This window comes from Streptomyces sp. NPDC090022 (genome assembly GCF_044748145.1).
In the GTDB taxonomy this organism is placed as follows: Bacteria; Actinomycetota; Actinomycetes; order Streptomycetales; family Streptomycetaceae; genus Streptomyces.
In genome coordinates, this window is the sequence record NZ_JBIVFN010000033.1 from 46,378 (window position 1) to 63,993 (window position 17,616).

Here is a 17,616-nt window from a genome sequence, read left to right on the forward strand (position 1 = left end):
AGGATCCGGCCGTGCACACCACGAAGCCCGTCGCGGGCACCACCGGGAAGTCATCGTCCGCCGCCTCTCCCGCGAAGCGGGTCACCGGCGCCGTCTGGGTGGCCCTGACCATCGTCTACGTGGTGTGGGGCTCGACCTACCTCGCCATCCGGGTCGTGGTCGAGACGCTGCCGCCGTTCCTTTCCGCCGGCGCCCGCTTCGTGACCGCCGGGCTGCTGCTGACCGCGCTCGTGGCGTGGCGGCAGGGCCCGGCGGCCCTGAAGGTCACCCGGGCCCAGCTCGGTTCGGCCCTGCTGGTCGGCCTGCTGCTGATCCTCGGCGGCAACGGCCTGGTCGTGCTCGCCGAGACCTCGATCCCCTCGGGGCTGGCCGCGCTGCTGGTGGCCGCCGTCCCCATGTGGGTGGTACTGCTGCGCGCGGGCGGCGGGGACCGCCCCTCGCCGCGCACCCTGGGCGGCGTACTGGTGGGGCTGGCGGGGCTCGCGGTGCTGACCTCGTCCGGGCTGAGCGGCTCGGTGGCGCTGTGGGGCGTGGGCCTGGTGCTGGCCGCGTCCGTGCTGTGGTCGCTGGGCTCGTTCTCCTCCGGCAGGCTGCCGATGCCGAAGAATCCTTTCACCGCGAGCGCGTACGAGATGATCGTGGGCGGTGTCGGCGCGGTGGCCGTGGGCCTCCTGCGCGGGGAGCAGCGGGGGCTGGACCTGGCCGAGGTGTCCACCGGCTCGTGGGTGGCGCTCGGCTATCTCGTCGTGTTCGGCTCGCTGGTCGCCTTCACCGCGTACGCCTGGCTGCTGCAGTCGGCGCCGCTGTCGCTGACCGCGACCTACGCGTACGTCAATCCGGTCGTCGCCGTGATCCTGGGGGCCCTGATCCTCGACGAGGCGCTGACCTGGCCGATCGTGGCCGGTGGCGCGATCGTGGTACTGGCGGTCGGTGTGATCGTCTCCACCGAGCGCAAGGGCTGACCGGTATACCCCGGACGCCGGGGCGGTCAGCCGGGACGGTCAGCCGGGGCGGTCAGCCGCGGCCCCTCCAGCCGTCGGCGTCAGCCGTGGGCGGCCTTCTCGTAGAGGGCCTTCGCCCGTCCGTCGAAGAGGGCGGCGGTGGAGTCCACGTCCGTGTCCCCGCCGCTGAGGACCCCGATCAGCCGGCCCGGCAGGCCCGGGCCGCCGCGGTCGGCGACCCAGGGGCTGCCGCTGGTGCCCGTCCAGAAGCCGGCGCAGCTGATGTACAGCATGTCGGGCTCGTCCTCGTCGTGGTCGGTCCGTGTGGTGCACGAGACCGGCTTGTTCTCCGGGTTGTGGTCGGACTCCGGGTACCCGACGACGGTCACGTCGCGCTGGTACCCCGAGGTCCAGTCGGGTATCGGGGCCTCGCCCCGGCCGCCCACCGCGTCCTGGAGGCTGCGGCCGTCCTCGTCGGGCTCGACCGTGAGGAAGGCGTAATCGGCGGTGTCCTCGCCCCACCGCGTCCAGCGCTCGTCGACGTGGATCGCGCGGACTTTCCACAGGCCCAGCGGATGGCTGCCCGAACTGCCGGAGAAGGCGGGGGCGAAGGACAGCTCACCGATGGCGAGGCCGTCGTGCGCGAGCTCCCCCGGCTGCCCGTCGGCCCCCTCGGGGGCCACGCAGTGCGCGGCGGTGGCGACGACGTTCCCCTTCGGGCTGTCGACCACGCTCGCCGTGCACCAGTGTTCCCCGTTGGCCATCAGCACGCCCACGGCCGGGAACGGGGAGGCGGGTATGTCCTCGTGCGTCGTCGTCCTGACGAAGGCCACGGCCGCCAGCGCCGCGATGCCGGCGGCCGCGGCGGATGCGCCCTTGACCGCTGTGCTCACCGCGCGCCGGGATCGGGGGTGGGGGGCGACATCACCTTGCTGATCCACTCCAGCGATCCCTCCCTCATTCCTCGTACGTACGACTTTCCGTTGTGCTCCCCATCCTGGATCACCTGGAGCCGGGTGTGCACGGGGCCCTTGGTGTAATCCCGCATGAACTTCTCGGCCTTGTCGCGGCCGGACTCGGCGGTGCCGATCTGGAAGTTGATGTAGACGTCCGGGCCGCCCTTGGCGATCAGCTTCTGGGCCAGCTTCTCCGGGTTGTTCGCGTCCATGGCCTGCGTGTTCCCCTTCCACAGCGGGGAATCGGGCACGATGTCCACACCGCTGGCGATCACGGCCTTGAACCGGTCCGGGTGCTTCAGGACGTGCTTGAGCGCGCCGAAGCCGCCCGAGGAGGAGCCCATGAAGGCCCAGCCGTCGCGGGAGGTGAAGGTGCGGAAATTGGCCCTCACGAAATCCGGGACGTCATCGGCCATCCAGGTGCCCATCTTGGGCTGACCGGGGATGTCCGAGCCGTCGAAGTGGTTCTTGGTGTCGGCGTTGATCACCGGCATGACGAGGATGAAGGGCAGGCTCTTGCCCTCCTTCGCGCCGTCGATCACGGCCTGCTGGAGGCCCAGGCCCGGGCCGGTGCCCCAGTAGTTCTTGGGGTAGCCGCGGCCGCCGGGCAGCGAGATCAGGACGGGGAAGGCGCTCTTGGCGTACTGCTTGTCGTAGTACTCCTTGGGGACCCACACCCACACGTCGCCGGTGAAGCCGGACTTCGCGCCCTTGAGGGTGGTCTGCGCGATCTGCGTGCCGTCGGGCATCTTGTTGGTGCGGATGAACTCTGCCTGCGGCCCCGTCGGCAGCCGTACGCCGGCCCGCGCGTCGCCGTTCGCGGCGGCCTCCTGGACCTTGCCGAACGACGTGGGGTCCCCTATGTCGGAGAAGAGGCCGAACTTGTACGCCGCACCGCCCCCGACGGCCACGGTGAGCACGAGCGCGCCGCCGATCAGGAGCGTACGGCGCGAGGGGCGGCGCCGGGAGCGGGCCCCGGGCTCCGGCCCGGCCTCCGGCGCCCCCGGACCCGGCTGCTGATGGCTGCGCTGTTCCAGCTGGTCTTGCTGCACAGAAGTGTCCCGTTTCTGGTTGATCCCCCTTGCCCCCTTACAGAGGCAGGAACGAGCGATTGGGTTGCCCGGAGACCGCCGGAGGATCAACGGGAACGGCCCGGGGAGCACACCCGGGAACACCCGGGAACACCCGGGAACACCCGGGGACCAGCTGGGGACCGGCCGGTGCCGGGCCGGCGATCGGCGGGCGACCGGCCGGTGCCGGGCCGGTGGGCGACCGGCGTGTGCCGGGCCGGGGATCAGCCGGTGCTGGGCTTGGGGCCCTTCATCACCTTGCTGATCGTCTCCAGGCCATTCTCCTTCATACCCCGGACGTAGTCCCAGCCGTTGTGGTCGCCGCCCTGGATCTCGTAGATCGTGACCTTGACCGGCCCCTTGCCGTAGCTCTGCTGGAACTTCTCCAGCCGGGCCCGGCCGCCCTCCTTGGTGCCGTACTGGAAGGCGACGGTCACCTCGGGGCCCTTGCTGTCGATCAGCTTCTGGGCGAGCTTCTCGGGGTTGTTCGCGTCCATCTCCCTCTGGAAGCCCTTCCAGAGCGGGGAGTCGGGCACGACCTCGCCACCATTGGCGATCACGGCCTTGAACTTGTCCGGGTGCTGCATGAGCTGCTTGAGGCCGACGAAGGCGCCGGAGGAGTTGCCCATGAAGGCCCAGCCGTCACGGGACTTGTAGGTGCGGAAGTTGGCCTTGGCGAAGTCCGGGACGTCCTCGGACATCCACGTGCCCATCTTGGGCTGGTTGGGTATGTCCGAGCCGTCGTAGTAGTACTTGGCGTCCGGGTTGAGGACCGGCATGATCACGACGAAGGGCAGGCTCTTGCCCTTCTCGGCCTGCTCGGCGATCGCCTTCTGCAGGCCGAGGCTGCGGTCGGCCCAGTAGTTGGCCGGGAAGCCGTTGCCGCCGGGGAGCGCGATGAGGACCGGGAAGCCGGACTTGGCGTACTTCGGGTCGTCGTACTCCTTGGGCGTCCACACCCAGACGTCGCTCTCGAAGCCGGACTTGGCGCCCTTGAGGCGGGTCTTGGCTATGCGCGTGCCGTCGTCGAGCTTGGTGGTCTGCTTGAACGCCGCCGCGGGGCCGGTGGGCAGGGACACGTCCGGGTCGCCGGTGGGCTTGGCCGGGGCACCGGAGCCGGCGCCGCCGCCCCCGCCCGCGGCCGGCGGGGTCTTGCCGTACGAGACGGCCTCGCCGTTGCCGTCGAACCAGTCGGTCTTGAAGTACGCCCAGCCGCCACCGCCGGCGAGCAGCGCGCAGACGACGAGCGCGCTGATCCAGATCTTCTTCTTCGACTTCTTGGGCGGCCGGACCGGCTCGGGGGCCTCGTAGTACTCCTGCTGCTGGGGCTCGTACCCGTACTGCGGCGGCTGCTGCTGCGGCGGCTGCTGGCGGTCGTACGGGTACTGCTGGCGGGGCGGCGGCGGGTACGCGGGGAACTCCTGGGTGGCCTGACCGTCGTGCCCATAGGGCTGCTGCGGCCGGTGTCCCGGGTACGGCTGGTCATCGGGCCGCGGGCGCTGCGGGTACTGATGCACGGACTTCGCTCCGAACGGTCATGACTGCCCCCACGGGACAGAAACGGCTAGGGATTCCCTCTACTCCTGATGCGCGAACCCCGCGCCGGGTTTCACATCCCGGCCAAAACATGAGGTGAATCTCATCTCACCGAGGCACGCGCGGGCGCGCCCACCAGCGCCGACCGGCGCACGCACCAGCCCACCCACCGGCGCACGCACCAGCCCACTCACCAGCCCACTCACCGCTGCGCGTCGAGCGCCTCGGTCACCCGCTCCAGCATCGCGATGAGCTGCTCGCGCTCGCCGGCCGAGAACGCGGCGGCCAGCGCCCGCTCCACCCGTACGGCGGCGGCGTCGGCGACGTCCATCACGGCCCGGCCCTCGTCGGTGAGCCGGGTCTCCAGCACGTTGCGGTGCCACTCGTGCGGGGTCCGCTCGATGAAGCCGCGCTCCTGGAGGTTCTTCAGCACGGTGGTCATGGTCGGCGGGGTGACCCCGCACTCGCGGGCGAGCGCGGCGGCGGAGATGCCGGGCTTCTCGGAGAGGACGAACAGCGCGGCGTACTGCGGAACCGTTACTCCGGCCGGCTTCAGCGCGGCGTGCTTCGTGGCGAGCAGGGCCTGCTCGGCGCGCTTGAGGTAGGCGCCGATGCGCTCCTCGGCGGGCATGGAGGTCATCCCAGCATCCTAAGGCTCTTGCGTTCATTAGAGCTCTAATCTAGCTTCAACCACACACGATCAAGAGAGGTCTCACAGAATGAAGCGCACGAAGAACGCCACGGCAGCCACCGCCGCCACCCTGGTCGCACTGGCCCTGACCGCGACCCTCACCACCGGCGTCACCGCCCCCTCCGCCCACGCCGCGGAGCGGATATCCACCGCGTTCGTCCTGCCCGGCGCCAAGGTCTACCCGGAGGGCATCACCACCGACCGGCGCACCGGCGACGTGTACGTCGGCTCGTACGCGGACGGCACCGTCTACCGCGCCCGCCCGGGCAGCCGGCGGGCGGAGGTGTTCCTGGCGGCGGGCACGGACGGACGCGACACGGCCAACGGCCTGACCGTCGACCCCCAGGGCCGCCTGTGGGTGACGGACTCGACGACGGGCGTGGCGGTCTACGACACCCGTACCGGCGCCCGCCTGGCCCACTTCGAGGCCACGGGCACGACACCGTTCTTCATCAACGACCTGACGATCACCCCGGACGGCACCGCCTACCTGACGGACAGCCTGCGCGGCGTGATCCACCGCGTCACCCCGGAGCTGCTCGCGGCGGGCACGGGCACCCTGGAGACGGCGTACGACCTGCACACCGCGCCCGGCGGCCTGACCCTCAACGGCATCGTCTCGGACCCGGGCGGCCGCTTCCTGCTCGCGGTGGACATGACGGCGGGCGTCCTGCACCGCGTCGACCTGCGCACGGGCGCCGTCAGCCGGGTCACGCTGCACGGCGGCGACCTCACCCACGCCGACGGGCTGGCCCTCTCCACCGACGGCGCCACCCTGCGCGTGGCCCACAACACCACGAACACCCTGACCCGGTGGCACCTCTCCCGCGACGGCCGCCACGCCCACCTGGTCCGCACCCTCACCGACCCGTCGCTCCAGATCCCGACCACCCTGACCCACACGCGGGGCCGCACCCTGGTGGTCCGCAGCCAGTTCGACAAGGACGGCCCGATGACCCCGTCGACGGGCCGCCCGACCACCTTCACGGTGGCCGCACTCCACACCCTCTGACGCCCCCCAACCCCCCGGCCCTTCCCCACCCACCCCGGAAAACCGAAGGGCCGGGCCCACCCCACCACAGGACCGTCCCAGCACCCCGGGACCCCACAAACCGATGGCAGCACCCTCACTGCGCAGCCGACACTGCTCTCCGTGCACCACGACCTCGTCCAGCAGCTCGACGGCGACGACGACGCCTCGTACGCCGCCCGCGTACGGCTGATCGCCATCGGTCCCGAGGCGGTCCCCGCGATCGCCGACGCACTGCCCGGCCTGGGCAGTTACGGCCGCCTGACCGCCATCGAGGTCTTCGAAGAGGTGGCCGACCCGCGCTGCGGGCCCGCCCTGATCGCCCTCCTGGACGATGACGATCCCGTGGTCAGGTCGTGGGCGGCGACGGCCCTGGCACACCTGGGGCTCACGGACGCAGCGGAACCCGTGCGCCGGGCCTACCGTGCCTGCCTGGACCGCAGGACGCCCCCGGACTGGCACGAGCCGGTCGCCCTCCGCCAGGCCCTGACCGACCTCGGCGCCCGTACCCCCGTCGTCCCGCCCCTCACCGCGAGCCTGCGCGCCGCCCCGGCGGACGACTCCCCCGGCTGGCCCTCGGCCCGCTTCGCAGACGTGATCAACGACCTCGCCGACCACGGCCAGGTGATCCTCTGCTCCGAGTTCGTGCAATGGGTGGGCGGGCGACGGTACTTCCCCTCCTGGACCCGGCCGGACTGGCAGCCCGACTGGTACGCCCCCTGGGCGGACCTGGTCGAGGAGACGCGCACGCAGTCCCTGCTGGAAGCCACCGAAACCCCCGTGGGCGACGACATCTTCGTCGACATCACCTGGATGAACCGCACCGACCTGTACCCCCTGTGAGCTGCGCCACAGCCAAAGGCCCACTGGCGAGGATCTCCCCCACACCGCGCTCCCTCCCCGGCCCTCGCGAGCAGCAAGATCTCCGCACGACTTTCGCGCAGCCTCGCTGCGCAGCTCTCCATCGGGCGATACGCGACGCCGTCCGCACCCCGGCACCAACCGGCGTGCCCTGCTACGTTGGTGACGTCTCCTCAGAGCACGCCGAGAGAGGATCCGGAGGATCCTGGAGGACCCCTGAGGACGAAGTCCGGGCAGAAAACTGCGCAGGGCACCTGCGCACGGCCAGTTCCGATAGGAGTTCCCCATGGAGAGCACGGGCGCGAACGGCCCCGCCGCGGTGGCCGTGGACCGGCTGTGGCGGACGTACGTACCCTTTCAGCGGGGCCGCAGCACGGACCGCGACCTCACCGCCATGCTCGCCATCCTGGTGCTCGCCAGGTTCATCGACCCGGCGAACGACCCGGGCGAGGAACTCACGAAGCGGTGGTCCCGAGCCCTTGCGGAGGCACAGACCGGCTCCCCCCCGCTGAGGGACCTGAACGACGCGCTGCTCCTCGCTTCCCGGCACGACCGGTTTCCCGTACTCACACCCTGGAATCCGCAGAGCGTGTTCGCAGACAGGGGCGAGGCGGACGACCTGCCCTGGGTGGCGGCCTTCCTCACCGCGCTCCAGCAGCCTCCCGCGGCCGCCGAGGCCGGACTCGAAGAAGTCGGTGACCTGCTCCTGGAACGGTTCGCCGCGGAGAGCACGGCCCGGACGGGCGAGTACCACACCCCTCGCTCGCTGGCACGGCTGCTCGTGGAGGCCCTCTCCCCCCAGCCCGGCGACCGGGTGCTCGACCCCGCCTGCGGCACCGGCGGGTTCCTCACCGCCGCGGCCCAGTACGTCGCGCAACAGGGTCACGGTGGCGCAGCCTCGTTCGAGGGCTACGCCCTGGATCACCGCAACCCCCAACTGGCCATGCTGAACCTGTCCCTGCACGGCGTCGAGCGGCCCTTCGTGGGTGCCTCCGACCCCGGGTCGCTGTTCCGGGGTCCGGGCAGCGGCATGGCCGAGTTCGTCATGTGCAATCCGCCGTTCAACCAGCGTGTCCAGGGACTGGAGAACCTCGACTGGCCCTTCGGAACGCCGCCCGAGTCGAGCGCGAACTTCGCCTGGATCCAACTCGCGTGGACCCGGCTCAGCGAGACGGGGAAGGCGGCCCTGATCATGCCGACGGGCGCTGCCTCCGTACGCGATCGAGCGCAGGAGAACCGCCGGGGCCTGCTGGCCCGAAGGGCGCTGCTCGCCGTCGTCGCGCTACCGGAGGGGATGTTCTCGCCCCACACGACCGTTCCTGTGCACCTCTGGATACTGGCTCGTGACGCCTCTCGCCATCTCCCCGACGGGGAGACCGGGTCCGTCCTCTTCATCGACGCGAGCCGGCTCGGCACGCAGGGTCCGCGCCAGGCGCGCGCACTCGGTCCGGCGGACCGGCGCCGCATCAGCGACAGGTTCCACGCCTGGCTGCGCTCTCCCCTCGCGACCCCCGAAGAACCCGGATTCTCCCGCTCGGTCCCGTACGACGAGATCCTGGAGAACGAAGGATGCCCCCTCGACCCCAAGCTGTACGTGGCGCCTGCCCTCGAGCAACCGACCGCGGCACTGGACGTACGCCGCCGGCTCGACCACCTGGTGGAGCAGGCCGCATCGGCGACCGGATCGACGGCGCGCCTCCACCAGAGCTTCGACCGGAGCGAGCGGGTGGCGCGCACCGGGACCGGCACCCCGCGCGTGCCGCTCCGGCGGGTGCTGGCGGACACCGGGGAAGGGGGGCTCGACGCTCCGGGCCAGCTGCTCGCCGGACCGTCGGGAAGCCTGATCCGCGCCGACGACTACGTCGACGCCGGCGGCGTCCCCGTCGTGATGCCCAAGGACCTGACCGGCAGCGGCTTCAGCACGGCGAGCATCCGGCACATCAGCGAACGGCACGCCGGCCGACTGGAACGCTTCCGCCTCCGCCCCGGCGACGTCGTGCTGGCACGCCGCGGGGAACTCGGGCGGGCCGCCGTCGTCCGCGAGGAACAGCGCGGCTGGGTGTGCGGCACCGGGTGCTTCCTGCTGCGCCCGCCTGCCGGGCTCGACGCCGACTACTTCGCCGCGTACCTGCGCGGTCCAGAGGCGCGTACGTGGCTGGAGGCCCATTCCACGGGAAGCATGAAGATGAAGACGATCTCCCTCGACGTGCTCGGTGAGCTGCCCGTGGTCCTGCCCGGCCTGACGACCCAGCAGGCGATCGCCGACACGATGAAGCGGCTGGACGAACATGAGCGCCTGCTGCGCGAACAGCTCGCCCTGACGCAACACATCCGTCGGGACGCGCTGGACGGCGGCATCGTCCCCACGCGGTAGGCCCCCGTAGCAGGGCGGGGGGGCCGGGGCTACAGGAGCACCCGGCCCGCTGCGGCCCCAGCCGCTACCGTGAAGCCATGACCGCACTGCCCGACTGGATGCGCCCGCCCCGCGCGGAAGGCTGGTTCGCGGAGGACCTGGACCACCTCCCCGAGGCCCCGCGCCACACCGAGCTGATCGACGGAGTCCTCGTATTCATGATGTCGCCCCAGCGGTCCTGGCACGGTCGTCTCCTCACCGCGCTGACCACCACGCTCATGGCGCAGGCACCGGCCGGCGTCGAGGTCGAGCGGGAGATGACGATCCGCCTCGATGCCCGCAACCGCCCCGAGCCGGACCTCCTGCTGACGAACCTGCCCTACGACCCCGACCGCACCTGCTACGCCCCCGATGACGTGCTGCTCGTCGCGGAGGTCGTCTCCCCCGAGTCCGCCCACCGGGACCGCACGGTCAAGCTCCGCAAGTACGCGGAGGCCGGCATCCCGCACTACTGGTGCATCGACGACGTGGACGGCGCGCCCGTCGTCCACGTCTACGAGCTCGACGAACCGACCGGCTCCTACGCACCCGCCGGCATCTTCCGGGGCACCCTGCACCGCCCGGTGCCCTTCGAGATCAGCCTGGACCTCGACACGCTCACACCCCCGCGCAGCAGCTGAACGCTGCTGTGCAGGCCCACCCGGGCAGTCAGTAGCGGTATCTGGCTGCGAGGATGATGATCTCCTTGTCCGTCACCAGATAGACGAGACGGTGTTCGTCGTCGATCCGCCGCGACCATGCCCCCGGCAGGTGGTACTTCAGCGGCTCGGGCTTACCGATGCCGGCGAACGGGTCGCGCCTGACGTCCTCGATCAGCCTGTTGATCCGGGCGAGGATCTTGCGGTCGTTCTTGAGCCAGGACGTGTAGTCGTCCCAGCCCTGATCCTCGAAGACGAGCCTCACGCGGCACCCGCACCCGCGTCCGTCGAATCCGGATCGATCAGCTCCCGCTCGGACACGTTGACGTGCGCCAGGGCGTTCTCGTACGCCTTGAGCAGCCGACGGGCGTTCGCCGGCGAGCGCAGCAGGTACGAGCCCTCGCGCAGGGCCGCATAGTCCTCGGCCGAGACGAGTACGGCGTTGCCGTGCTTGGAGACGATCTCGATGGCCTCGTGATCGTCGTTGACCTTCTTGATCAGAGGAAAGAGAGCCTTGCGGGCTTCGCTCGCGGTGATCGACCCATAGAGTCCATCCGCGACGTGCGCGCCCACCTGGCGGAAGTCGTGGAACGCGCGGACCGCGACGACGTGCCCACGATCATCACGCGCCGAGGCAAGGAAGTCGCCGCCGTCGTCTCCATCGAGGTACTGCGCAAGTACCAGGAGTGGGAAGAGCGCGAGATCAACCGGATCATCGACGAACGCATGACCAACCCTGCCCCCGGCATCCCGATCGAGGACATCATGAGGGAGACCCTGGCACGCGGTGAGTGAGTACCGGACCGTCTTCCACCCCGAGGCACAGGCCGAGCTTCGGAAGATCCCTCGCGACACGGCACTGCGCATCCTGGCCGAGCTGACCGAGCTGGAGACCGACCCCCTCGGCTTCAACACGACCGCACTCGTATCGCAGCCCGAACGCCGTCGCCTGCGAGTCGGCGACTGTCTGCGGACTGATCCTGACCTGCGGCGGAGCCCGGTCCAGGGCCCTGACCTGGGCTTTCCTTGTTGGGATGCGTGGGTTCCCGACGGCTGCTTACGGGTGTCCTGCGGACTGGCTGCGGACCGCGCCCAGCCGAGCCCGCTCTTCCTCGATGATGCGGCGGGTCAGGGCAATGTCCGAGACGTCAACGGCATCCGGCATCGACTCGGCGACCGCGCTGCGGCACGCGTACGCGTCGAACAGGCGCGACTTGTTCTCCGGCATCCTCACCATCCGCTCGCCCACCCCACCCGTGGGGAGCAGGCGGTGCACCTGGACCGAGCGGACCTGCACCATGCGGTGGGCCCGGACCGCCGCATGGTGCTCGATGGTCGGCTTGATCTGCGGCTCGCAGATGACCACGACAGAGGCTGCCTGCGCGTTGAGGCCGACCCCACCCGCTTCGATCTGCGTCAGCAGCACCACATGACCGGGCGGGCGGCGCACTCGCCGACGAGCTGCCGCCGACGTGCCGACGCGCGGCCACGCCCCCGAGAACGGACCGGACATCCACCGCGCCCTTCAGGCCTCGCACATCCGCAAGCGCCTGCTGCACCACACCCGGCACATCCCGGGTGTCGGAGAACACGACGACCCTTTCGACACACAGCCAGACGCCCGTGGACAGTTGTCGGCACGCAACACCAAACGTACAATTTCCTGTACCTAGAAGGAGCTGACCATGAAGACGATGACCTATTCGGAGTCCCGCGCACGGTACGCCGAAGTACTCAACGCGGTCACGGACGACCGCGAGGAGATAGTGATCACTCGCGCCGGACGCGAGCCGGTGGTCATCGTCTCCCTGGAAGACTACGAATCCCTCAAGGAGACCGCCTACCTCCTCCGCAGCCCCGGGAACGCGCGCCGCCTCCTCGCCTCGATCGAGGAACTGGAGAATGGCGGCGGGACCGTACGCGAACTGACGGACCCGGAGTGAAGATCACCTTTGCCTCCCGAGCCTGGGAGGACTACCTGTGGTGGCAGGTCCAGGACCGCAAGATCCTCAAGCGGATCAACACACTCATCGCCGATGTCATGCGCAACGGAAACGAAGGGATCGGCAAGCCGGAGCCGCTCAAACACGGATTCCAGGGCTACTGGTCACGCCGAATCAATGACGAGCACCGACTCATCTACAAGGTCACAGACGACTCGGCCCTGATCGCCCAGTGCCGCTACCACTACGAGAGTTGACCGGGCGATGCGAGTCGCCGACCGTGGCCCGAGAGCCGGATCCCCGTGCCCGGCGACCGGGGGGGATCCGCCTCTTGCGTTACTCGAGGGCGGAGCACAGTCGGGGGGGTGCCGCCCTGGACTCCTCGCCGGCCGTCGCTGCTATGGCGAGCACGTCGCCGGGCGAATGCGCCGTGCCTCCAACCGCGCCCGGCACGCACGGCCCCGAACCATGTACCGCGCCTGCCGGACGACGATCGCCTACCGGAGGGAATCCTCTTCGGGAACGACCTCGGATAGGGGCATGCCCCTACGGCGGGGCCCCTCGGCGCCAGAGCAAGGTCCTGCGGACTGTTGCGGACAGCAGAACGACCCGACCCGCATATCAGCAGGTCAGGCCGTCTCTGGGCGGGCGATCAGACGTTGAAGCGGAATGCCTGAGCCCCGGCCCTGACCTGCGACGGAGCCGCACGCAACGCCCTGACCAGGCATTTCCCCGTTGACGTTCGTTGGGTCCCGACGGTCGCTTACGGGTGTCCTGCGGACTCTTTGCGGACCGCTCCCAGCCGCGCCTGCTCCTCCTCGACGATCTGGCGGGCCATCGACGTATCCGAAACGTCAACCGCGTCCGGCGTCGACTCGGCGACCGCGCTGCGACGTGCGTACGCGTCGAACAGACGGGTCTTGTTCTTCAGCATCTCCACCATCCGCTCGTCCACCCCGCGGGTGGCGAGCAGCCGGTGCACCCGTACCGAGCGCACCTGCCCCATGCGGTGGGCCCGCGCCACCGCCTGGTGCTCGATGGTCGGTTTGATCTGAGGCTCACAGATGATCACGACGGACGCGGCCTGCATGTTGAGCCCCACCCCCGCCGCCTCGATCTGCGCCACCAGCACCGCGTGCCCCGGCACGGCGGCGAACTCGTCCACCAGCTGCTGACGGCGCGCGGGCGGCACGCTTCCCGAGATCGGACCGAACACCTGACCGCCGCCATCGCTCCACGCGCCCTCCAGCGTGCCCTTCACCGTTCCAAGGACGTCTCTGAAGTTGGAGAACACCACCACCTTCAACCCGTTCTCGGCGGCGTCCTCGACGATCTCGCGCAGCCGGTTCAGCTTGGCCGACTTCTCGGGGCGCGCGTACGCCGCTCTGCGCATCGCCATGAAGTTGCCGGCGCGCACGGCCTCGCGGTAGGCGTCTTCGTCCGAGGCGCTCAGCTCCTCCCACTCGTCCGTGTGCTGGAGCGCGGGCAGTTCGGTCAGAACGTCCTGCTGGTTTCGGCGCAGATAGACCGGGGCGACGGCCTTCCGAAATGCCTTGGAACCGGCCACTCCGTCACGGTCACCGACAGCCCCTGCCAGGTGCGGCTGGAGAATCTGCACAAGGCTGCGAAACTCGGCCACTCGGTTCTCCATGGGCGTGCCGGTCATGAAGAGAACGCGTTCGCAGTGCCCGGACCATTCGGTCACGGCCTGGGAGCGGCGGGTCTTCGGATTCTTCACGTAGTGTGCCTCGTCCACGACCAGCATCCCCACCTCGCCGCCTTCGGGGGCCGGGAAACCACGCAAGGCGTCGAAGGTGGTCACACCTACGCCGCCCCGGCCCTTCCAGTCTGCGAACGCTTCCTGCCTGTCGGGGCCGTGAAGAGGCATCACGCGCAGCTTGCTGCGGGCCTCGATCTCCCGTGTCCAGTTGATCAGAACGCTGGCCGGACAGACGACCATGAAGTGGCTGTTCCCCTCGGCTGCGAGATGAGCCAGAGCGGCGATGGCCTGAATGGTCTTGCCGAGCCCCATCTCGTCACCGAGGATCACCTTGCGTTGCGCCAGGGCGAAGCGAGCCCCGAAGGCTTGATAGCCCCGCAGCGACACCCGCCGGTGAGTGTCATCAAGCATCTGGTCGCGGACCCGCTCGGCAACTTCGTCAGGCAGGAACCCCTCGGCGGCGGCCGCATCAGGTCTGCGGCCGGAGATCTCCGCGAGCAGGCTGTAGTACTCGGCGGAACGCAGCTCGAAGTCGACCCAGGCCGCAACCTCGGTAGGGGTACCGCGCAGCAGATCGACCGATGCCTGTGCGAGCAGCTCCGGCACACCGCCCCGCGTTGCTTCCTCGGTCAGCCTGCGGACCTCTGCGACGGCCTCCAGCGCCCGAACTCGTTTGGGCTGCCCCACCAGCAGCATCCGCAGCCGCCCGGCGGCCGGCTTGGCCTCGGCCAGCAGCGGACCGAGCCGCTCCGTGAGAGCCACGGCCGTGTCGGCGGCTCGCCGCGCATCGGGGCCCGCTTCCACCAGCACATGCAGGGCCATGACGAGTGCGGTGGTTCGCGGCTCCGGCCGATCCACGTCGATGTGGACGGCGATGGTCTCCCGAACGGCGTCGGCTATCTGGCGTGCCGCCGCGATGACTTGATCAGCGGTCCGCTGTCCCACGCCGGGAATCTGCCGCAAACGGTAGGACCCGGCGTCAAGCACCTGCCGGACCGACCGCAGCCCGCTCCTCTCGACCTCCCCGAGCCTCAGCCGCCCCTCGGTAATCTCCTTCAGCCGGGCCACTGGGATGGCGTCGAGCGCCTGTTCCGCTGCCATATCGCAGATCGGCTTCAGCGCCGCCCGGACTACCTCGACAGCCCGCCCGTGGTCACCGGCCACCGCCTGCGCCGCCTCGTACAGCCGCGCTCCCGCGGCAACCGCCTCCCGCTCACTGCGCCCCATCCCGCCCCGGCCCCTCTCGCTGTGTCCCCGCATACTGCCACCGGTGCCCCTGGCACCGACCGGGACCGCAGACATTGTGTACACATGGCACACTCGGTACCCTTGGGTCATGACTCAGCCGCTGCCCATAGAGTCCATCCGCGACGTACGCGCTCACTTGGCCGAAGTCGTCGAACGGGCCGACCGCGACGACGTGCCCACTGTCATCACCCGCCGCGGCAAGCAGGTAGCCGCAGTGGTCTCGATCGAGGTGCTGCGCAAGTACCAGGAGTGGGAAGAGCGCGAGATCAACCGCATCATCGACGAGCGCATGGCAAACCCGGCCGTCGGCGTCCCGATCGAGGACGTGATGAGGGAGACGCTGGCACGCAGTGAGTGACTACCGCACGGTGTTCCGGCCCGAGGCCCAGGCGGAGCTGCGCAAGATCCCGCGTGACATGGCGCTTCGTATCCTGGCCAAACTGACAGAGCTGGAGAGCGACCCCTTCGGCTTCAACACCACCGCACTCGTATCCCAGCCCGAGCGCCGCCGCCTACGGGTCGGCGACTGCCGTGTCGTCTACACGATCGACAACGGGGAGCTGGTGGTGTGGGTCGTACACGTCGGACACCGTTCCACGGTCTACGGCACGCAGCCGCTCCAGGTTCTGCGGACTACTGCGGACAGCACAACGGCCTGACCTGCATCGCCACAGGTCAGGCCGCCTCCAGGTACGCGATCAGACGTTGAAGCGGAATGCCTGCAGCCTGATCCTGACCTGCGGCGGAGCCCCATCCAGGGCCCTGACCAGCTTTTTCTCCGATGGCCTGCGTTGGCTCCCGATGACCTTTCACGAGTGCCCTGCGGACTGGCTGCGGACTGGGCCGGGTGCGCCGAAGCAGAGAAATCCATGGCGCACCGGCGGGGCGGAGCCAGGCACCGCGCCCAGCACGCGGTGCCCGCAGCACGGGCAGAGGTAGGAGTCGCGCATGCCGCGACTGCACCCATTCCACACCGCCATCGCGACTGACTCGGCAGTTGGCGAGATGCTCTCAGCGCGTGTACGGATCAGCCAGCGACAGCGGCGTCCGAGCCGCTTCCAGAGCCGACGCAGGAAAGGCGGGTCCGGCAGTGTAGAAGCGGGCACGGGTGCGGCCGACCGGTGTCAGGACCTCGCCCGCGACCAGGTCCCGCAGGTCGCGTTGGGCCCGCTGCAGATTCAGGCCCTCTGTTCGTTCGTAGCGTGTACGACGTACCCGCCCGGACATCGCCACGTCGTGCAGGGCGGAAACCACCCTCTCGTCCAGCCCCCGGTCCTCCGCGAACTCACCTAGCAGGAGCCACACCCGACTCGAACGATCCAGGCGATTGCGTACGGTCTGTGCCTGCTGGTGGTACGCGGTGAGGTTGAAACGGATCCAATCGGAGACGTCCTGGTCGGGGCGGTAGGTGGCCCCCCGACGCTGCAACTCGCGGTAGTACTCCCAGGTATTGCCGGGGCGCCCCAGCCAAGCCTCGATCGAGGAGAACTCGGGGGCCAGTTCTCCCTGTCTCGCGATCATGAGCGTTTGAAGGGATCGGGACATTCGGCCGTTGCCATCCGCCCATGGGTGGATGGCAACAAGGTGCAGATGCGCCATAGCGGCCCGCACCAGCGGGTGCGGGCCGTCGTCCGTGTTCAGCCACTCGACCAGTTCACCCGTCAATGCAGGCACCTCGGCCGCGTCCGGTGCCGTATATGCCGCGATGCTGGGGTCGCGGGCGTCCGTCACGTACACCGCTCCACGGCGCCACTGCCCCGCCGGCTTCCGCGGGGTGTGCCGGTGTCCCTGCAGCATCCAGTGGAGCGCGTTGAGCAGCTCCTTGCTGTACCGGAAGTCCGCAACACCGTGCAGCGTCTGGATGTAGGTCATCATCCGCTGATAAGCCAGCGTCTCCTCGCGATCCTCCTCGGAGACGTCGACATCCCGCTCGCCCTCCAGAAGGTCCTCGACGTCGACCGTGGACACTTTGAAGCCCTCGATCGAGTTGGAGGCCGCCACCGCATCCGCGGTCAAGAACTTGCGCAGCCCCTCGGTCCACTTCGTCGGAGTGGACCGGACCTGGAGGCGCAACGAGCGACGAAGATCTTCGATCTCACCGAGAACACGCTGATCCTCGGCGTTGAGAGCAGGCGTGGGGAAGAGCATGCCCCCACCATAGATTGACGCAAACATTACGTCAATGCGTCACCGCTCATCGACAGCTCGACGCCGAGCCTCCACCGGAACGAAGCCGAGCCTCCACCGGAACGAAGAGGAAGTCGAGCCCGCGAGAAGGGCAGGGGCGGCGGCAGCCTGCGCCTCGATGGCGGTACGGCCGACGGGAGACGGGGCCCAGGCCGCGGTCATGGCGCCCATGCGCGTCGCGCGCCATGCGAACGTCGAGGCGACCGAAAGAGCATTTACCATCAACCAGGACCCGAGTGTTGCGACGGCCGGCTGAGTCCGGGACGCCGCCTCAGCCCGAATGCGCGATGCAGCCGGGCCAGGTCGAACCGTTCTGCGGACTGTTGCGGACAGCGCAACGGCCCGACCTGCTTTCTCGCAGGTCAGGCCGCCTTTGTCAATG

At 69.6% G+C, this 17,616-nt stretch carries 19 protein-coding genes and 1 pseudogene; 11 read left to right on the forward strand and 9 right to left on the reverse strand.

Going from position 1 to position 17,616, the window contains the following annotated elements:
• The first annotated feature begins 11 nt into the window (after positions 1-11).
• The gene (locus ACIPXB_RS33960) at positions 12-962 is read left to right on the forward strand and encodes an EamA family transporter (RefSeq protein WP_401456295.1); all 951 of its coding nucleotides are present in this window, start codon (positions 12-14) and stop codon (positions 960-962) included.
• A gap of 80 nt (positions 963-1,042) precedes the next feature.
• On the opposite strand, the gene ACIPXB_RS33965 is transcribed toward ACIPXB_RS33960, so the two are convergent.
• The 4 genes from ACIPXB_RS33965 to ACIPXB_RS33980 all read right to left on the reverse strand — a co-directional run bounded on the left by ACIPXB_RS33965 (position 1,043) and on the right by ACIPXB_RS33980 (position 5,143).
• Positions 1,043-1,834: a trypsin-like serine peptidase gene (locus ACIPXB_RS33965; protein WP_401456297.1), complete on the reverse strand. Its 792-nt coding sequence runs from the start codon at positions 1,832-1,834 to the stop codon at positions 1,043-1,045.
• Positions 1,831-2,949: an alpha/beta hydrolase gene (locus ACIPXB_RS33970; RefSeq protein WP_401456299.1), complete on the reverse strand. Its 1,119-nt coding sequence runs from the start codon at positions 2,947-2,949 to the stop codon at positions 1,831-1,833. Before ACIPXB_RS33970 ends, ACIPXB_RS33965 begins: the two co-directional genes overlap by 4 nt.
• 242 nt (positions 2,950-3,191) lie before the next feature.
• Positions 3,192-4,484 carry an alpha/beta hydrolase gene (locus tag ACIPXB_RS33975; RefSeq protein ID WP_401456301.1) on the reverse strand — a complete coding sequence of 431 codons (1,293 nt, stop codon included), beginning with the start codon at positions 4,482-4,484 and terminating at the stop codon, positions 3,192-3,194.
• Between the two features lie 221 nt (positions 4,485-4,705).
• A complete protein-coding gene (locus ACIPXB_RS33980; protein ID WP_401456304.1) occupies positions 4,706-5,143 on the reverse strand; it encodes a MarR family winged helix-turn-helix transcriptional regulator in 438 nt (145 codons plus the stop codon).
• Positions 5,144-5,222: 79 nt separating this feature from the next.
• Between ACIPXB_RS33980 and ACIPXB_RS33985 the strand changes: the two genes are divergently transcribed.
• The 4 genes from ACIPXB_RS33985 (at position 5,223) to ACIPXB_RS34000 (ending at position 10,118) form a co-directional block, all read left to right on the forward strand.
• On the forward strand, positions 5,223-6,206 hold the full coding sequence (locus tag ACIPXB_RS33985) for an SMP-30/gluconolactonase/LRE family protein (RefSeq protein ID WP_401456307.1): 984 nt from the start codon (positions 5,223-5,225) through the stop codon (positions 6,204-6,206).
• Positions 6,207-6,347: 141 nt separating this feature from the next.
• Positions 6,348-7,067: a HEAT repeat domain-containing protein gene (locus ACIPXB_RS33990; protein WP_401456309.1), complete on the forward strand. Its 720-nt coding sequence runs from the start codon at positions 6,348-6,350 to the stop codon at positions 7,065-7,067.
• A gap of 304 nt (positions 7,068-7,371) precedes the next feature.
• Positions 7,372-9,459 carry an N-6 DNA methylase gene (locus tag ACIPXB_RS33995; RefSeq protein ID WP_401456310.1) on the forward strand — a complete coding sequence of 696 codons (2,088 nt, stop codon included), beginning with the start codon at positions 7,372-7,374 and terminating at the stop codon, positions 9,457-9,459.
• 77 nt (positions 9,460-9,536) lie between these two features.
• Complete coding sequence (locus tag ACIPXB_RS34000; protein ID WP_401456311.1) at positions 9,537-10,118, forward strand: Uma2 family endonuclease; 582 nt, start codon at positions 9,537-9,539, stop codon at positions 10,116-10,118.
• A 28-nt stretch (positions 10,119-10,146) separates the two neighbouring features.
• Here ACIPXB_RS34000 and ACIPXB_RS34005 read toward each other — a convergent pair whose 3' ends face one another.
• Positions 10,147-10,401: a Txe/YoeB family addiction module toxin gene (locus ACIPXB_RS34005; RefSeq protein ID WP_401456314.1), complete on the reverse strand. Its 255-nt coding sequence runs from the start codon at positions 10,399-10,401 to the stop codon at positions 10,147-10,149.
• Entirely contained in the window at positions 10,398-10,709 is a 312-nt protein-coding gene (locus tag ACIPXB_RS34010) for a type II toxin-antitoxin system Phd/YefM family antitoxin (protein ID WP_401456315.1), read from the reverse strand. The genes ACIPXB_RS34005 and ACIPXB_RS34010 overlap by 4 nt, the downstream gene beginning before the upstream one ends.
• On the opposite strand from ACIPXB_RS34010, the gene ACIPXB_RS34015 reads away from it, so the two are divergent.
• Entirely contained in the window at positions 10,689-10,931 is a 243-nt protein-coding gene (locus ACIPXB_RS34015) for a type II toxin-antitoxin system Phd/YefM family antitoxin (protein ID WP_401456370.1), read from the forward strand. The genes ACIPXB_RS34010 and ACIPXB_RS34015 overlap by 21 nt on opposite strands.
• Positions 10,924-11,100: pseudogene (locus ACIPXB_RS34020) on the forward strand (type II toxin-antitoxin system RelE/ParE family toxin); the annotation flags it as partial. The gene ACIPXB_RS34015 and the pseudogene ACIPXB_RS34020, both read left to right, overlap by 8 nt.
• 93 nt (positions 11,101-11,193) lie before the next feature.
• Here ACIPXB_RS34020 and ACIPXB_RS34025 read toward each other — a convergent pair.
• Entirely contained in the window at positions 11,194-11,649 is a 456-nt protein-coding gene (locus ACIPXB_RS34025; protein ID WP_401456317.1) for a helicase-related protein, read from the reverse strand.
• A 172-nt stretch (positions 11,650-11,821) separates the two neighbouring features.
• On the opposite strand from ACIPXB_RS34025, the gene ACIPXB_RS34030 reads away from it, so the two are divergent.
• Both ACIPXB_RS34030 and ACIPXB_RS34035 read left to right on the forward strand, forming a co-directional pair.
• A complete protein-coding gene (locus ACIPXB_RS34030; protein WP_401456319.1) occupies positions 11,822-12,079 on the forward strand; it encodes a type II toxin-antitoxin system Phd/YefM family antitoxin in 258 nt (85 codons plus the stop codon).
• On the forward strand, positions 12,076-12,336 hold the full coding sequence (locus ACIPXB_RS34035; protein ID WP_401456372.1) for a Txe/YoeB family addiction module toxin: 261 nt from the start codon (positions 12,076-12,078) through the stop codon (positions 12,334-12,336). Before ACIPXB_RS34030 ends, ACIPXB_RS34035 begins: the two co-directional genes overlap by 4 nt.
• A 506-nt stretch (positions 12,337-12,842) precedes the next feature.
• On the opposite strand, the gene ACIPXB_RS34040 is transcribed toward ACIPXB_RS34035, so the two are convergent.
• Positions 12,843-15,026, reverse strand: coding sequence for a DEAD/DEAH box helicase (locus ACIPXB_RS34040; RefSeq protein ID WP_401456322.1), 2,184 nt, complete (start codon positions 15,024-15,026; stop codon positions 12,843-12,845).
• A gap of 109 nt (positions 15,027-15,135) precedes the next feature.
• Here ACIPXB_RS34040 and ACIPXB_RS34045 point away from each other — a divergent pair, with 109 nt between their 5' ends.
• On the forward strand, positions 15,136-15,405 hold the full coding sequence (locus ACIPXB_RS34045) for a type II toxin-antitoxin system Phd/YefM family antitoxin (protein ID WP_361278718.1): 270 nt from the start codon (positions 15,136-15,138) through the stop codon (positions 15,403-15,405).
• Positions 15,398-15,706: a type II toxin-antitoxin system RelE/ParE family toxin gene (locus ACIPXB_RS34050; RefSeq protein ID WP_401456325.1), complete on the forward strand. Its 309-nt coding sequence runs from the start codon at positions 15,398-15,400 to the stop codon at positions 15,704-15,706. Before ACIPXB_RS34045 ends, ACIPXB_RS34050 begins: the two co-directional genes overlap by 8 nt.
• 352 nt (positions 15,707-16,058) lie before the next feature.
• On the opposite strand, the gene ACIPXB_RS34055 is transcribed toward ACIPXB_RS34050, so the two are convergent.
• Positions 16,059-17,195 carry a Fic family protein gene (locus tag ACIPXB_RS34055; protein WP_401456328.1) on the reverse strand — a complete coding sequence of 379 codons (1,137 nt, stop codon included), beginning with the start codon at positions 17,193-17,195 and terminating at the stop codon, positions 16,059-16,061.
• Positions 17,196-17,616 lie beyond the last annotated feature (421 nt).

Excerpts from the sequence above, each read along its gene's own strand:
- ACIPXB_RS34040 (WP_401456322.1), bottom strand. The coding sequence starts at position 15,026 with ATGGGGCGCAGTGAGCGGGAGGCGGTTGCCGCGGGAGCGCGGCTGTAC.
- ACIPXB_RS34025 (WP_401456317.1), bottom strand. The coding sequence starts at position 11,649 with ATGTCCGGTCCGTTCTCGGGGGCGTGGCCGCGCGTCGGCACGTCGGCG.
- ACIPXB_RS34000 (WP_401456311.1), top strand. The coding sequence starts at position 9,537 with ATGACCGCACTGCCCGACTGGATGCGCCCGCCCCGCGCGGAAGGCTGG.
- ACIPXB_RS33985 (WP_401456307.1), top strand. The coding sequence starts at position 5,223 with ATGAAGCGCACGAAGAACGCCACGGCAGCCACCGCCGCCACCCTGGTC.
- ACIPXB_RS34055 (WP_401456328.1), bottom strand. The coding sequence starts at position 17,195 with ATGCTCTTCCCCACGCCTGCTCTCAACGCCGAGGATCAGCGTGTTCTC.
- ACIPXB_RS33980 (WP_401456304.1), bottom strand. The coding sequence starts at position 5,143 with ATGACCTCCATGCCCGCCGAGGAGCGCATCGGCGCCTACCTCAAGCGC.
- ACIPXB_RS34045 (WP_361278718.1), top strand. The coding sequence starts at position 15,136 with ATGACTCAGCCGCTGCCCATAGAGTCCATCCGCGACGTACGCGCTCAC.
- ACIPXB_RS33995 (WP_401456310.1), top strand. The coding sequence starts at position 7,372 with ATGGAGAGCACGGGCGCGAACGGCCCCGCCGCGGTGGCCGTGGACCGG.
- ACIPXB_RS34030 (WP_401456319.1), top strand. The coding sequence starts at position 11,822 with ATGAAGACGATGACCTATTCGGAGTCCCGCGCACGGTACGCCGAAGTA.